The sequence below is a fragment of the Massilia sp. LMS1-1-1.1 genome (assembly GCF_040815535.1).
Lineage (GTDB): Bacteria > Pseudomonadota > Gammaproteobacteria > Burkholderiales > Burkholderiaceae_D > Janthinobacterium > Janthinobacterium aestuarii.
Map to the genome: position 1 here is coordinate 789545 of NZ_JBFPNG010000001.1, position 13536 is coordinate 803080.

Here is a 13536-nt window from a genome sequence, read left to right on the forward strand (position 1 = left end):
GCATGGCGCCACGGCTGCCGCGCACACTGGCGCGGCCGACCGGTTTCCTCTACCCCAACGTATTGAATGAAAGGCGCATCGATGAAAATCGCGATCCTGGCTGACCGCCTCGAGCTGTTGAACATCAAGAAAGATTCGACCTACGCGATGATGCAGGAAGCGGCCGCGCGCGGCCATGCACTGCACGTGTTCGAACAGCAGCATCTGCACTGCGAAGGGGGCGTGGTCAGCGCTCACGCGGCGCGCGTGCAGCTGGTCGACGACGCCGGCGCGTGGTTCCGCCGCGAGGCGGCGGCGACGCTGCCGCTGGCACAGTTCGACGCCGTCCTGGTGCGCAAGGATCCGCCGTTCGACATGGAGTACCTGTACAGCACCCACCTGCTGGACATGGCGCAGCGCCAGGGTGCGCGCGTCTTCAACCGGCCATCGGCCGTGCGCAACCACAACGAGAAACTGGCGATCCTGGAATTTTCGCCGTTCTGCGCGCCGACCCTCGTCAGCCGCGAGCCGTCGCGCCTGCGCGCCTTCCATGCCGAGCACGGCGACGTGATCTTCAAGCCCCTCGACGGCATGGGCGGCGCCGGCATCTTCCGCGTGCGCGAGGACGGCATGAACCTGGGCGCCACCGTCGAAATGCTGACGCGCGACGGCGCGGTCACCATCATGGCGCAACGCTACATTCCCGCCATCAGCGAAGGCGACAAGCGCATCTTGCTGATCGGCGGCAAGCCGGTGCCGCATGCGCTGGCGCGCATACCGCAGGCGGGGGAAGTGCGCGGCAACCTGGCTGCCGGCGGACGCGGCGAAGCGCGCTTGCTGACGGCGCGCGACCGCGAAATCGCCGAGACCCTGGCGCCCGTGCTGGCGGCGCGCGGCCTGCTGCTGGTCGGGCTGGACGTGATCGGCGCCCATCTGACCGAAATCAATGTCACCAGTCCAACCTGCTTCCGCGAAATCATGCAGCAGACGGGTTTCGACGTGGCGGGCATGTTCATCGATGCGCTGGAAACGGCGGCATCGCTCACGCACACGAACGAGGAACAAGCATGAACAAGGTAAGCACACTGCAAAGCTGGATAGGCGGAAGCTGGATGGGCAGCGAAGCGGGCCTGTCGCTGCACAGCGCCATCGACAATTCGCTGATCTACCACACGCATGCCGAGGCGGTCGACGCGCAGCAGGCGCTCGACTATGCGCGCCGCACCGGCGTGCCGGCCCTGATGGCGCTCGACTTCCAGCAGCGGGCGGCCTGCCTGCGGGCGCTGGCATCGCACATCCAGCAGCATCGCGAGGAGCTGTACACGATCGCCTACCAGAGCGGCGCCACGCGCGCCGACAGCAAGCAGGATATCTGCGCCGGCATCGGCGTGCTCAATTCCTATGCCGGCATCGCGGCCAGCGGCCTGCCTTCGGGCAATGTGCTGCACGAAGCGCCCGCCATGTCGCTGTGCCGGCGCGGCGGCGCGGCGGGCACGCACATCATGGTGCCGCGCGGCGGGGTGGCCCTGCACATCAACCCGTTCAACCTGCCCGTCTGGTCGCTGCTGGAAAAATTCGCCGCCAGCTTCCTGGCCGCCATGCCCTGCATCGTCAAGCCGGCCACCTGCACCAGCTATTTGGCCGAAGCGCTGGTGCGCCTGATCGACGCGTCAGGCGTGCTGCCGAAAGGCGCGCTGCAACTGGCCATCGGCCCGGCCGACGCTTTGCTGGCCCGCCTGCAGGACAACGATGCCGTCAGCTTCACGGGTTCGGACGCCACTGCCACGACCTTGCGCAACCACCCCAACCTGCTGGCGCGTTCGGTGCAGGTCAGCCTGGGCGCGGCGTCGCTGAACTGCGCCATCCTGGGACCGGACGTGCGCAGCGGCGAGCCGGAATTCGAGCTGCTGGTCGACGCCATCGTGCGTTCGATGACGGTCAAGGCGGGCCAGGACGGCGCCGCCATCCGCCGCGTGATGGTGCCGCACGGGCAGATCGAAGCGCTGACGGCGCGCCTGCGCGAACGCCTGGCGGCCGTGGTGATCGGCGACCCGGCCCAGGCTGGCGTGCAAATGGGACCGCTGGCATCGCAGGCACAGCGCAGCGAACTGGGCGCCCGCGTGCGCGCCCTGGCCGAGGAAAGCGACATCGTCTGCGGCCAGGTGGACGGCTACGCGCCGGCGGGAGACGGCGTGCGCGATGGCGCCTTTGCCGCGCCCACCCTGCTGCTGTGCCGCGGCGGCGCGCGCAGCGACGCCGTGCATGAAATCGAAGCGTTCGGCCCCGTCTGCGCGCTGATGCCGTATGCGGACGTGGAGGAAGCACTGGCGCTGGCCGCGCGCGGCAGGGGCAGCCTGGCCAGCACCCTGGCCACGCGCGATCCGAAGCTGGCCGCGTATGTCGTGCCGCGCCTGGCCGCCTCGCACGGGCGCGTGCTGGTGCTGGAACGCGAAGTGGCGGCGGCGGGCACGGACGTGCTGGCGTCGGCGCACCTGAAATACGGCGGCCCTGGCCGCGCCGGCTGCGGCGAGCAGCTGGGCGGCCTGCGCGCCATCTCGCAATATCTGCAACGCTCGGCGCTGCAAGGCTCGCCCACCATGCTGACGGCCGTGACGGGCGAATACGTGCGCGGCGCCGCCGTGCGCGAAAGCGTGCAGCATCCGTTCCGCAAGCATTTCGACGAGCTGGAAGTGGGCGAATCGCTGCTCACGCACCGGCGCACCATCTGCGAAGCGGACATCGTGGCCTTCGGCGGCATCTCGGGCGATTATTTCTACATGCATTTCGACGAGATCGCCGCGCGCGATTCGCAGTTCGGCCGGCGCATCGCGCACGGCTATTTCGTGCTGGCCGCCGCCGCCGGCCTGTTCGTGTCGCCGGCGCCGGGCCCCGTGCTGGCCAACTACGGGCTCGACGATCTGCGCTTCGTCGCGCCCGTCGGCATCGGCGACACCATCCGCGCACGCCTGACGTGCAAGCGCAAGGTCGACCGCCAGCGGCGCGACGACAAGGGCGTCGGCCAGGGCGTGGTGTCGTGGGACGTGCAGGTCACCAACCAGAACGATGAACTGGTGGCCAGCTACGACATCCTGACCCTGGTGGCCAAGCGCGCAGGGCTGTGAGGCGCAGCCCTCAGCTTTCCTGATGGCGCGGCTCAAGAAATACAAATAGCCAAGGTTGCCCGCCTCTTCCAGAATGGCGGCTGACGAGATGAAGCCAACCGGGTATTTCAGGGACCGGGAAGGGCGCGGCGCGCCACTTCCTGTCCCGGGACAGCGCTGCTGTAGCAGATTCGACTGACGCTGCGCAGGCCAGCACCTGCGCCCTCCCTCCCCGTGGCTTCCCTTCTGATAAAGACGACCTTCCCATGCGACATGCCGTTCCACTGTTCCTGCTTGGCGCCAGCGCGCTGCCCATCGCCCCCCTCTCTTTTGCACAGCAAACGGCGGACACGCCAGCCGAACAGGCGGCGCCGCTGGCGACCCTGCCCGAAGTCAAGCTGATCGGCCAATCCGCGCCGGACGCGCCTATGCCCGGCATCACGCGCATTTCCCGCGAGACCCTGCAGCGCCAGCAAGCGATGGACGTGGCCGACGTCTTCGCCAGCGAACCGGCCGTCAGCATCGGCGGCGGCGCCAGCAATGCACAGCGCATCTATCTGCGCGGCGTCGATGGCGCCAACCTGAACTTCAGCATCGACGGCGCGCGCCAGGGCCGCAGCCTGCACCAGCACCGGGGCGACCTGGGCGGCATCGATCCCGACCTGCTGAAACAGGTCGATATCCAGCCCGGCCCCAGCGCCGACGCGGGACCGGGCGCGCTGGGCGGCAGCATCCGCTTCGACACCGTCGATGCGCAGGACTTGCTGGCGCCCGGCAAGCGCGCCGGCGCGACCGTGCGCGCCGCGTACGCCAGCGCCGACGAAGCGCGGCGCGGCGCCGTCAGCGTGTACGGCATGCTCGGCGAGGCAGTGGGCTTGCTGGCCCACGTGAGCGCCGTCAACCGCGACAACTACCGCATCGGCGGCGGTGGCGACGTGCCCAATTCGGCCGAGCATGACCGCGACTACCTGCTCAAATTGAGCTTGCTGGACCTGTCCGGCCACAGCCTGCGGCTGGGCGCGGCGCGCAACCGCAACGCGGGACTCTATCTGTTCAGCCGGGTCGGCAGCGACAACGGCTATGCGCCCGCCAACGCCGTGCCCACCTCCCAGCGCAGCGAACGCCACACCTATACCCTGGAACACCGCTACCAGCCGGCCGGCAATGCGCTGCTGGACTGGAAATTCAATCTGTACCTGAACAAGAATGAACTGGAAGACGTGACGCAGGCGCGCAGCGCCAGGACGACGGAACGGGGCGGCAGCGCGCGCAACACGGCGCAGCTGTCCCTGGCCGGCACGCAGCACCGCCTGACGGCCGGCGCCGACTTCATGGACGAGGAAGGCGTCACCGACGGCGTGCTGGGCGCCGCCATCCTGGGGCCGGGCCGCAAATCCACGCAGGCGCGCAACCTGGGCTTCTTCGTGCAGGAGCGCATGCGCTGGCAAGCCCTGCAGCTGTCGCTGGGCATGCGCCACGATCACTACCACACCGCCTTCGGCCCACGCACCGTCAAGGGCGGCGAGACGTCGCCGAACGCGGGCGCCGAGCTGGAACTGGGCGGCGGCGTGGGCGCCTTTGCCAGCTATGGCGAAGCCGTGCGCGCCAGCGGCATCATCCCCATCGGCTTTCTCACGAGCCTGGACAAAAAAAGTAATTTCAACAACGGCAAGCCCTTCAAGCCGGAAACCTCCACCACGCGCGAAGCGGGCCTGCAGTACGAAGGCGCCAATGCGCTGCAGGACGGCGACCACCTGACCGTACGCCTCGGCTACTTCGACACGCGCATTGCCAATCTGATCGAATGGGCCGGCCAGGGCGTCGTGTATCCCGCCTATATCCGCAACATGCCCGAGACTTTGCGCTCCAAAGGCTGGGAATGGAAGGCGCGCTGGCAGCGGGGCGACTACGGCACGTCCGTCGGCGTGGTGCTGGCCGATACCACGGTGGGCGGCAAGCCCTTGAACCCGGCGCGCCGCGTGGGCACGGCGCTGGGCGACCGCCTGACGTGGGACAGCCAGTGGCAGGTGCTGCCCGGGCTCACGGCCGGCTATACCCTGAACGCCGTGCGGCGCCTGGACGACGTGCCGAAAGCGGCGGTGCAGCGCGCCGGCTACGTGCTGCACGACGTCCAGCTGCAATGGCAGCCGGCCGCGCTGCGTGCCCTGAGCCTGGCGCTGGCCGTGCGCAACCTGGGCGACAAGCGCTACACGAGCCACAGTTCGATCGACGGCGGCACCGGCAATATCCTGCCGGAGCCGGGGCGCGACGTGCGCGTCAGCGCGAATTACCAGTTTTAAGCGATTCCCCCTCCAATCAACCATCCTTGAAGAGAAGAGAACCATGACCTATACCACCCAAGCGGGCACGCGCTGCGGCCTGTACCTCGTCAGCGCCGGCATCGGCGACCCTGACAGCATCACCGTCAAGGCCCAGAAAACCCTGCGCGGCGTCGATATCGTGTTCGGCATCCCGCGCCTGCTCGAAGCATTTGCCGAGCTGCTCAGCGGCAAGGAGCAGCACAAGGCCGGTCACGGCCTGTTCAGTCCCCTGGCCCGACGCGATACGCCAGAGGAAGAAGTCGACGCCATGGAAAAACAGACGCGCGACATCATCCATGCGGCAGCGGCGGCCGGCAAGACCGTCGCGGTACTCGACTATGGCGACGCCATGATCTTCGGGCCGCAATCGGGCTACCTGAGCGAGTTCAGCGAACTCAATCCCATCGTCATCCCCGGCATCTCCTGCTTCAATGCGGCCAATGCGGCGCTGGCCCGCGATGTCACGGGCGGCAAGCACAGCCGCTCCGTCATCCTCGCCGCCTCGGCCGACACGCGCGACGACTATACGGGCACGGATACCTTGGACAAGCTGGCCGCCACCGGTTCCACGCTGGTCTTCTTTACCATGCGCGCCGACCTGCCCTCGCTGGTCGAACGCCTAGCGCGCCACCTGCCCGGCAGCACGCCGCTGGCCATCGTCGCGCATGCGGGCGCCGACGCGAAACAGGCCGTGCTGCGCGCCACCTTGGACACCGTGCTGGCACGCACGGAGAACGAAAAACCGCCATTCGAACACCTGGTGTATGTAGGCGATTTTCTGGCTTAGCCCAGGCGCATCCAGAGCGCCGGCGCGGCGCCTTCCGGGCCGGCCGGCGGCCCTGAGGCCTCTGCCGCGCAGCGGCCGTCTTCCAGCCGCACGATGCGGTCCGCCACGTGGCGGGCAACGGGCAGATTGTGCGTGATCAGCAGCAGGGCCAGGCCGCGTGCTTCCTGCACGTCGAGCAGCAGCCGCAGCACCTTCGCCTGCACCGAGGCGTCCAGCGCGGCCGTCGGTTCATCGGCCACCAGCACGGCCGGATCGGCGATCAGCGCCCGCGCGATGGCCAGGCGCTGCAATTCCCCTCCACTCAAGCTGCGCGCCGGGCGCGCCAGGAAGGCCTGCGTGGCCGGCAGGCGCACGTCGGCCAGCGCCCGCAGCGCCGCCGCGCGGCAGGCGTCCCCGCTGTCGCGGCCCCCGATGACGAGCGGCTCGGCCACCGCCTCGAAGACCGTGAAATGGCTGGCCACCGAGGCGCCCGCATGCTGCGGCACGTAGGCGACGCCCGCCGCCGCGCCACCCTCCTCGCGCGCCGGCGTGGCCACTGTGCCCGCATCGGCCTGCTGCAGGCCGACGAGGATGCGCGCCAGGGTCGACTTGCCCGCGCCGGACGCGCCGACGATGACCACCGTCTCGCCCGACTGCACCTCCAGGTCCACGCCCGCCAGCACCGCTTGCCCGCCCAGGCGCTTGTGCACGCCGCGCGCGGACAGCACGGTGACGATGCCGCCGCGCAGGCAGGCCACGCCCGTGGCGTCGAGCGCCGGCGCTTCCTCGGCGCAGCGGGCGATGCGCTGGCTGCAGCGGCTGGCGAAGGCGCAGCCGCGCGCGCACTCTTCATGCGTGCCCGCGATGCCCTGCAAGTCCTTGCCGTTCTCGCGCGGCCAGGCGCGCAGCAGCCCGCGCGTGTAGGGATGGCGCGGCGACGCCAGCACCGATGCGGCCGGTCCCGTTTCCACGGCGCTGCCGCCGTACAGCACCAGCACGTCGCCATCGAGCGCACGCGCCAGTTCCAGGTCGTGCGTCACCACCACCAGCTGGCGCTGCGCCGCTTCGGCGCGCAGGCGCCCGAGCACCAGCGCGCTGGTGTCAGGGTCGAGCGCGGACGTCGGCTCGTCCAGCACCAGCAGCTCCGGCGAAGGCGCCAGCGCCGCCGCCAGCAGGACGCGCTGCAGCTGGCCGCCGCTGCATTGGGCCGGATAGCGCAGGTGCAGATTTTCGGCCAGACCCAGCGAGACCAGCAAGTCGCCCGCCGCCTGTTCGGCCGGCCCGCGCCGCATGCCCAGATGCCGCCGCAACGGCGCCGCCACCTGCGCCAGTACGGTGTGCTGGGGATTGAGGGCGTCGTGCACGTCTTGCGGCACCAGGCCCGCATGGCGGCCGCGCCAGCGCCGCAGCGCCGCGTCGTCCGCATCCACCAGCTGCATGGCGCCGGCGCGCAAGCTGCCGCTGACCCTCCCCGGCGCCATGCCGAGCAAGGCGCGCGCCAGGGTGCTCTTGCCGGCGCCCGATTCGCCGATGATCACCAGCGGCACGCCGGGTCTCGCCCGGAAGTGCAACTGGCGCAGCAGCTGGCGGCCATCGGCCTCGACGCAGAAGGCGGCCGCCGCTAGCATCGCGCGCGCTCGTCGAGGCCCTGGCCCAGCAGCGCCAGCGCGATCAGCAGCATGGCCAGGCACAGCCACGCCGCGAGGATCCAGGCGCGCGCATCCGGATGGGCAAGATAGGGCATGGCTTCATTGAGCATGCCGCCCCAGGTCGCCGTACGCGGGTCGGCCAGCCCGAGGAAGGCCAGGCCCGCGTAATGAAACACGGCGCGGCGCACGAGGGCGACCGCTTGCACGGCCAGCAGTCCCGCCATGGCCGGCCACACGTGGCGGCGCAGCAGATACGTGCCCGATGCCGCCGCCAGGCGCGCCGCGTCCAGGCTTTCCTGGAGCCACACCTGGCGCAGGCGCAGGCGCAGCGCGCGAAATTCGGCATCCCAGCCGAATGCCGCCAGCATGGCCACCAGGGCCGCCACGCCCGGCTGCATGGCCGAAGCGATGACGATGAAAAGCAAGGTCGATGGCAAGGCGCTGAACAGATCGGCCAGCCGCAGCACCAGCGCATCGGCTGCGGGCCAGGCCAGCCCGCACAGCGCCAGCAGCACGGCCAGCGCGATGCTGGCGGCGCTCACGGCCACGCCGATGCCCAAGGTGGGCAGCGCGGCGGCGGCCAGGCGCAGCAAGACGTCGCGGCCCAGGTCATCGGTGCCCAGCCAGTGCGTGGCGCCGGGCGGCGCCAGCACGGCATCCATGGCGCCGCCGGACGCCGGCTGCAGCCAGCTGGCGCCGGCCAGCAGGAAGGCCAGCACCAGCAGCAGCGTTGCTCCCGCGCGCACGGAGGCGTTCATGGCGCGTGCTGCGCGCGCCGCGCCAGGCGGCCGGCCAGCGCGTCGGCCAGCAAGTTCATGGCGAACAGCAGCAGCCCCGTCGCCAGCAGGGCGCCGCGCACCAGCGGGTAGTCGTGCTTGACGATGGCGTCCGTCAGCACCAGATTGATGCCCGGATAGGCAAACACGGTTTCCGCGTACACGGCGCCCGACACCAGGCGCGCGGCCACGGCGCCCAGGCGCGACAGCACGACGGCCAGCACGTTGGGCGCCAGGTGGCGGTAGCGCAAGGCGAACGGCCCCACGCCCTGCGCGCGGGCCAGCTCCATGAAGGTGCGCTGCCGTACGCCGACGGCCGTGGCGCGCGCGCTCAGGAACACGCCGGCGGACGCCGGCAGCGCCATGGCGCACACGGGCAGCACCAGGTGTTGCGCGCGTTCCAGCCAGGCCGCCATCCCCGTCTGCGTGGAAAACGGCGCCATGGCGCCATTGCTGGGCAGCCATTGCAAGCCATAGGCGAACAGCATGACCAGGCCCATCGCCAGGGCGAAAGGCGGGATGCTGTCGAGCGCCAGGGTGGCGGCCGTCAGCGCGCGGTCCGCCGCCCTGCCCTGCGCGAACGCGGCTTCGATACCCAGCACCACGCCCAGCAGCAGGGCCAGCGCCAGCGCGCAGGCCACCAGCAGCACGGTCCACGGCAGGTGCTGCGCCAGCAAATCGGCCACCGGCATGCCGTGGCGGATGGAGTAGCCAAGGTCGAGCCGCAGCAGCTGCGCCAGGTGCTCAAGGTACAGCTGCCACAGCGGCTGCCCGCCGCCCAGGCCATGGCGCGCCAGCAGGGCGCCGCGTTCGGCCGCATCGAGTTCGATCAGCGCATCCTGTCCCAGGAGGGCCGTGACGGGGTCGCCGGGCATGAGCAGCGGCAGCGCGAAGTCGAGGCTGACGAGCGCCAGCAAGGCCAGCGCATAGCCCGCGGCGCGCCGGCCCATGAACGAAAAAGCGCTCAGCGTCGGCTCCCGTCTACTGCACGAACATCAGTTTGTTCAGCGGCAGCGAGATGCCGACGGCGATGCCGCCCGGCGTGAACCACGGCCGCAGGCGCGCATTGGCCGCCGTGATCCACTGCGGCGAATACAGGAAGAACGCCGGCAGCTCCTCGGCATAGATGGCCTGGGCGCGGTCGAGCAGCGCGCGCCGTTTGGCCACGTCGACGGTGCCGACCTGCTGCTGCAGCAGCTCGAGCAGATCGGCGCGGCGGAAGGCGTCGCTGTAGGCGCCGTTGCCCGCCGTTTGCCGCAGCATGCTTTCCGGATCGCCATTGCTGCCCTGGCTGACGAGGGCCAGGTCGAAATCGGCCGCGGCGATGCGCGCGCCCAGGATGCCGCTGTCCATGATGCGCACGTTGACTTCCATGCCCAGCTTTTCCAGCTGGCCAGCCAGCTGGCTGGCTGGCCGCGACAGGCTGCGCGACGCCGCCAGTTCCAGCACCCAGGACTTGCCGCCGCTGTCGCGCAGGCGGCCATCGGGCGCGGCACGGTAGCCCAGCTCCGCCAGCATGCGGCGCGCCGCCGCGGGATCGTAGGCATACGCATCGAACGGCGCCCCGCTCTGCCAGATGCTGCCCCGCACGAAACGTCCGGCGGACACTTCGCCCTGCCCGTTCTCGACCACCCGCAGCAGCTCCTGCCGGTCGATGCCGCGCGCGATGGCCTGGCGCAGGCGCTTGTCGTCAAACGGCGCACGCGCATGATTGAAACGCAGCCGCACGGGATGGCCGGAGGGCGCGCTGACCACGGTGGCGAAACGGGCCACCTCGGTGGCCAGCGGCGCCGGCAGGCTGCGGATCATGTCCACCTGCCCCCGCTTGAGCGCGCCCACGGCAAGCGAAGGCTGCATGCGCAGGAACAGCAGGCTGCGCACCCTGGGCGGGCCCAGGTAATACGCTTCGTTCGCCGTAAACAGGTAGCGGCCCGCCGCCTTGTCATACGCGCCCAGGCGATAGGGGCCGCTGCCGACGATGTCGGCCTGTTTCACGCGCTGGGGGTCGTCCAGACGCGCATATACATGCTGCGGCAGGATGGGCACCGAACCGGCCAGCTGCGCCACGAACGGCGCATACACGCGCTTCAGGCGCACACGCACCCGCCCCTTGCCCAGGTCGTCCACGCCATCGATGGCCCCCAGATCGAACAGCGGATGCGGGTGCTGGCGCAAATACGCAAACGTAAACACCACGTCGGCCGCCGTCACGCTCTTGCCGTCATGCCAGCGCGCGTCGGGCCGCAAGGTGAAGTCGATGGTGCGGTGGTCGGCGCTTTCGCGCCACGCGCTGGCCAGCCCCGGCACCAGCTTGCCGCTGGCATCGCGCCACACGAGGGTATCGAAAATCAGGCTCGTCAGCGTATAGCCCATGCCGCCGCTGGCATGGGTGTAGGGCGTGGGCAAGCCGAAGTCGCCCTGTTCGTCGGCGATGGTACAGCGCTCGATGCGCGGGGCCGCCGGCGACGGCTGCTGCGTGCTGGCGCCGGCAGACGCGAGCCAGCCGGCCAGGAGTAGGGGAAAAAGCAAGCGAAGACGGGGCACCAGCGTTCCTGACAATCAGAAGAGAGGCAAACCCCGGCCGCCATGGGCCGGGCGAGTGTGCTGCACACTATTCCCAACTAAATGAGAATTATTTGCAGCTGCATATCTTATGATTGCCGCCCAAGCCAGGCAAATTGTCTTTACGGAGGGCTGGTATCTGAAAAGCTGAGGGGCCGGGATGCGCGCAGCCGCGCCGGCAAGGCAGCGGCCCGCGCTATAGCGCTTACTCGCCCTGCTCCGGCGCGCGGCCGATCTCGCCGTCGATATTGGCCAGGAACCAGGCCAGCGACGACATCAGCGCCACGTTGCGCTTGAGGTTATCCGGGTCGACCTTGTCCAGGGTGTCGGCCGGCGTGTGATGGTAGTGGAAGTAGCTGTGGCTGTCGACCAGCGGCTCGAAACTGGGCACGCCACCCGTTTCCAGGCGGTGCAAGTCGCCCGTGCCCAGCGCGTCGCGGCGCGTGAACGCGTGCGCGCCCATCGGTTGCAGGGCTGCGCGCAGCGGGGCAAACAGTTTTTCCGACTTCGGCCCCACGCTGGCGAGGATGCCGAACGGGCGGCCGGCGCCGCTGTCCATCTCGATGGCCGCATATTGTTTGCCGAGCGCCTGCTTGTGGGCCTCGAAATAGGCCTGGCCACCGCGCCCGCCGTTCTCCTCGTTCATCCAGGCGATCACGCGGATGGTACGGCGCGGGCGGTAGTCGAGTTTTTTCAGGGTTTCCACCACGCCCATGGCCGCCACCACGCCGGCGCCGTCGTCATGCGCGCCCGTCGCCAGGTCCCAGGAATCGAGGTGGCCCGAGACCACCACCACTTCGTCGGCCTTGTCCGTGCCCGGCCAGTCGGCGATCACGTTGTAGCTGTCCGCTTCCGGCAGGTTTTGCGGCGTCAGGGTCAGGTGCATTTTCAAGGGCCCGCGCGCGGCCAGGCGGCCGATCAGCAAGGCGTCTTCCACGGTGACGGCTGCGGCCGGAATGCGCTTGTTGTCGTCCAGCCCAGTGGCGCCCGCGTGCGGGATGCGGAAGTTCGCGCCGCCGATCGAGCGCACCAGCGCAGCGGCCGCGCCCAGGTCGGCCGCCGCCTTCGGCCCGAGGAAGCGCGAGCGCGAACCCTGGCCATAGGTGACGCCGGCCAGGCCCCGCTCGGCCATCTCCTGGTCGAACGGCGTGTCGATCAGCACGATGGCGCCCTTCACTTCCGGCGCGCGCGCCTTGAGTTCTTCCAGGCTCTTGACGATGATGAGGGGCGCCGTCAGGCCGGCGGCCGGCGTCGCGCCCGAGCCGCCCAGGGCCGTCAGCACCACGCGCTGCGACACGCCCTGCGGACGGCCCGCATAATCGACGATTTCCGCCGTTTCCACGCCGCGCACCCAGTGCGGCACTTTCACGGGCTGCAAGGTGACGGTGGCGCCCAGCTGGCGCATGGCGTCGGCCACCTGCCGCACGGCGGCGGCGGCACCGGCGGAACCGGACAGGCGCGGGCCGATCAGATCCGTCATGTCGGCCAGGCGGGCATAGGCCCAGTCGCTGTGCAGCGCCGTGTCGCGCACCTGCGCCAGCGCTTGCGGGGTATTGCCTGGCGCGGCGGCAAAGACCCCGGCGCTGACGATGCAGCCAAGGGCGATGGATAAAACGGAACGGCGCAATGGCGCGCCAGTCAGGATGGTAGGCATGTGATGTCAGTTCCAGTCAACGAGGTCGAAACGGGTACGCCTTGGCCATGGGCAAGGCGCGGCTTTCTACGATAGCGTATTTGTTCTGTCATTGCAGCAACTTTTACGGGATCGATTGCCTGTCCCCCCAGAGTCGATTACCATCAGGATTCGTGATCGCTACCGGAAACCGACATGCTCAAGGGAACCCTCTGCACCATCCGGCACTTACAAGCCGCCGACCTGAATACCTATATTTCCCTCGTCAACGACCTGCCCTCGCGCGGCGAATTTTTCTCCATGCAATTCAAGTCGCCCGAGGCCATGCGGCGCGATTTCCTGCAATCGGGCTTTGTCACCGAGGACAGCGAATTGTTCCTCATCGAAGATCACTCACAGCACATCATCGGCACGATCACGCACTTCAAGAGCCGCACGCCAGCCTCGCGCGAGATCGGTTACCGCCTGTTCGACCGGCAGCGCGACGGGCAAGGCTACATGAGCGAAGCGACGCGCCTGGTGGTCGATTACCTGTTCAGCGCCTATCCGTATCACCGGCTGGAGCTGCTGATGGATCCACTGAACATCGGCTCCGAGCGCATCGCGCAAAAGAACGGCTTTACCCAGGAAGGCTTGATACGCCAGGCCTTCTTCATCAATGGCGTGATGCGCGATGTCAAAATGTACAGCCTGCTGCGTCCCGAATGGCAGGCGCGCCGGCGCTGACTTGTTACGGCCGTGGCGGGATT

At 69.3% G+C, this 13536-nt stretch carries 10 protein-coding genes; 5 read left to right on the forward strand and 5 right to left on the reverse strand.

What is annotated here, in order from left to right:
- The first annotated feature begins 81 nt into the window (after positions 1-81).
- From gshB to MRBLMS1_RS03630, 4 genes are all read left to right on the forward strand, one after another.
- Positions 82-1050 carry a glutathione synthase gene (gene gshB, locus MRBLMS1_RS03615; protein WP_485877868.1) on the forward strand — a complete coding sequence of 323 codons (969 nt, stop codon included), beginning with the start codon at positions 82-84 and terminating at the stop codon, positions 1048-1050.
- Complete coding sequence (gene paaZ / locus MRBLMS1_RS03620; RefSeq protein WP_485877870.1) at positions 1047-3101, forward strand: phenylacetic acid degradation bifunctional protein PaaZ; 2055 nt, start codon at positions 1047-1049, stop codon at positions 3099-3101. Before gshB ends, paaZ begins: the two co-directional genes overlap by 4 nt.
- 245 nt (positions 3102-3346) lie before the next feature.
- Positions 3347-5380, forward strand: a complete 2034-nt coding sequence (locus MRBLMS1_RS03625; RefSeq protein ID WP_485877872.1) for a TonB-dependent receptor domain-containing protein — start codon at positions 3347-3349, stop codon at positions 5378-5380.
- A 43-nt stretch (positions 5381-5423) separates the two neighbouring features.
- Positions 5424-6188, forward strand: a complete 765-nt coding sequence (locus MRBLMS1_RS03630) for an SAM-dependent methyltransferase (protein WP_485877874.1) — start codon at positions 5424-5426, stop codon at positions 6186-6188.
- On the opposite strand, the gene MRBLMS1_RS03635 is transcribed toward MRBLMS1_RS03630, so the two are convergent.
- From MRBLMS1_RS03635 to MRBLMS1_RS03655, 5 genes are all read right to left on the reverse strand, one after another.
- Positions 6185-7795 carry an ABC transporter ATP-binding protein gene (locus MRBLMS1_RS03635; protein WP_485877875.1) on the reverse strand — a complete coding sequence of 537 codons (1611 nt, stop codon included), beginning with the start codon at positions 7793-7795 and terminating at the stop codon, positions 6185-6187. The genes MRBLMS1_RS03630 and MRBLMS1_RS03635 overlap by 4 nt on opposite strands.
- Positions 7789-8574, reverse strand: coding sequence for an ABC transporter permease (locus MRBLMS1_RS03640; protein ID WP_485877877.1), 786 nt, complete (start codon positions 8572-8574; stop codon positions 7789-7791). Before MRBLMS1_RS03640 ends, MRBLMS1_RS03635 begins: the two co-directional genes overlap by 7 nt.
- Positions 8571-9542, reverse strand: a complete 972-nt coding sequence (locus MRBLMS1_RS03645) for an ABC transporter permease (protein WP_485877878.1) — start codon at positions 9540-9542, stop codon at positions 8571-8573. Before MRBLMS1_RS03645 ends, MRBLMS1_RS03640 begins: the two co-directional genes overlap by 4 nt.
- Positions 9543-9573: 31 nt before the next feature.
- Complete coding sequence (locus MRBLMS1_RS03650) at positions 9574-11136, reverse strand: ABC transporter substrate-binding protein (RefSeq protein ID WP_485877879.1); 1563 nt, start codon at positions 11134-11136, stop codon at positions 9574-9576.
- Between the two features lie 223 nt (positions 11137-11359).
- A complete protein-coding gene (locus tag MRBLMS1_RS03655) occupies positions 11360-12808 on the reverse strand; it encodes a M20/M25/M40 family metallo-hydrolase (protein WP_485877880.1) in 1449 nt (482 codons plus the stop codon).
- A gap of 174 nt (positions 12809-12982) precedes the next feature.
- Between MRBLMS1_RS03655 and MRBLMS1_RS03660 the strand changes: the two genes are divergently transcribed.
- Positions 12983-13513, forward strand: coding sequence for a GNAT family N-acetyltransferase (locus MRBLMS1_RS03660; RefSeq protein ID WP_128142713.1), 531 nt, complete (start codon positions 12983-12985; stop codon positions 13511-13513).
- Positions 13514-13536 lie beyond the last annotated feature (23 nt).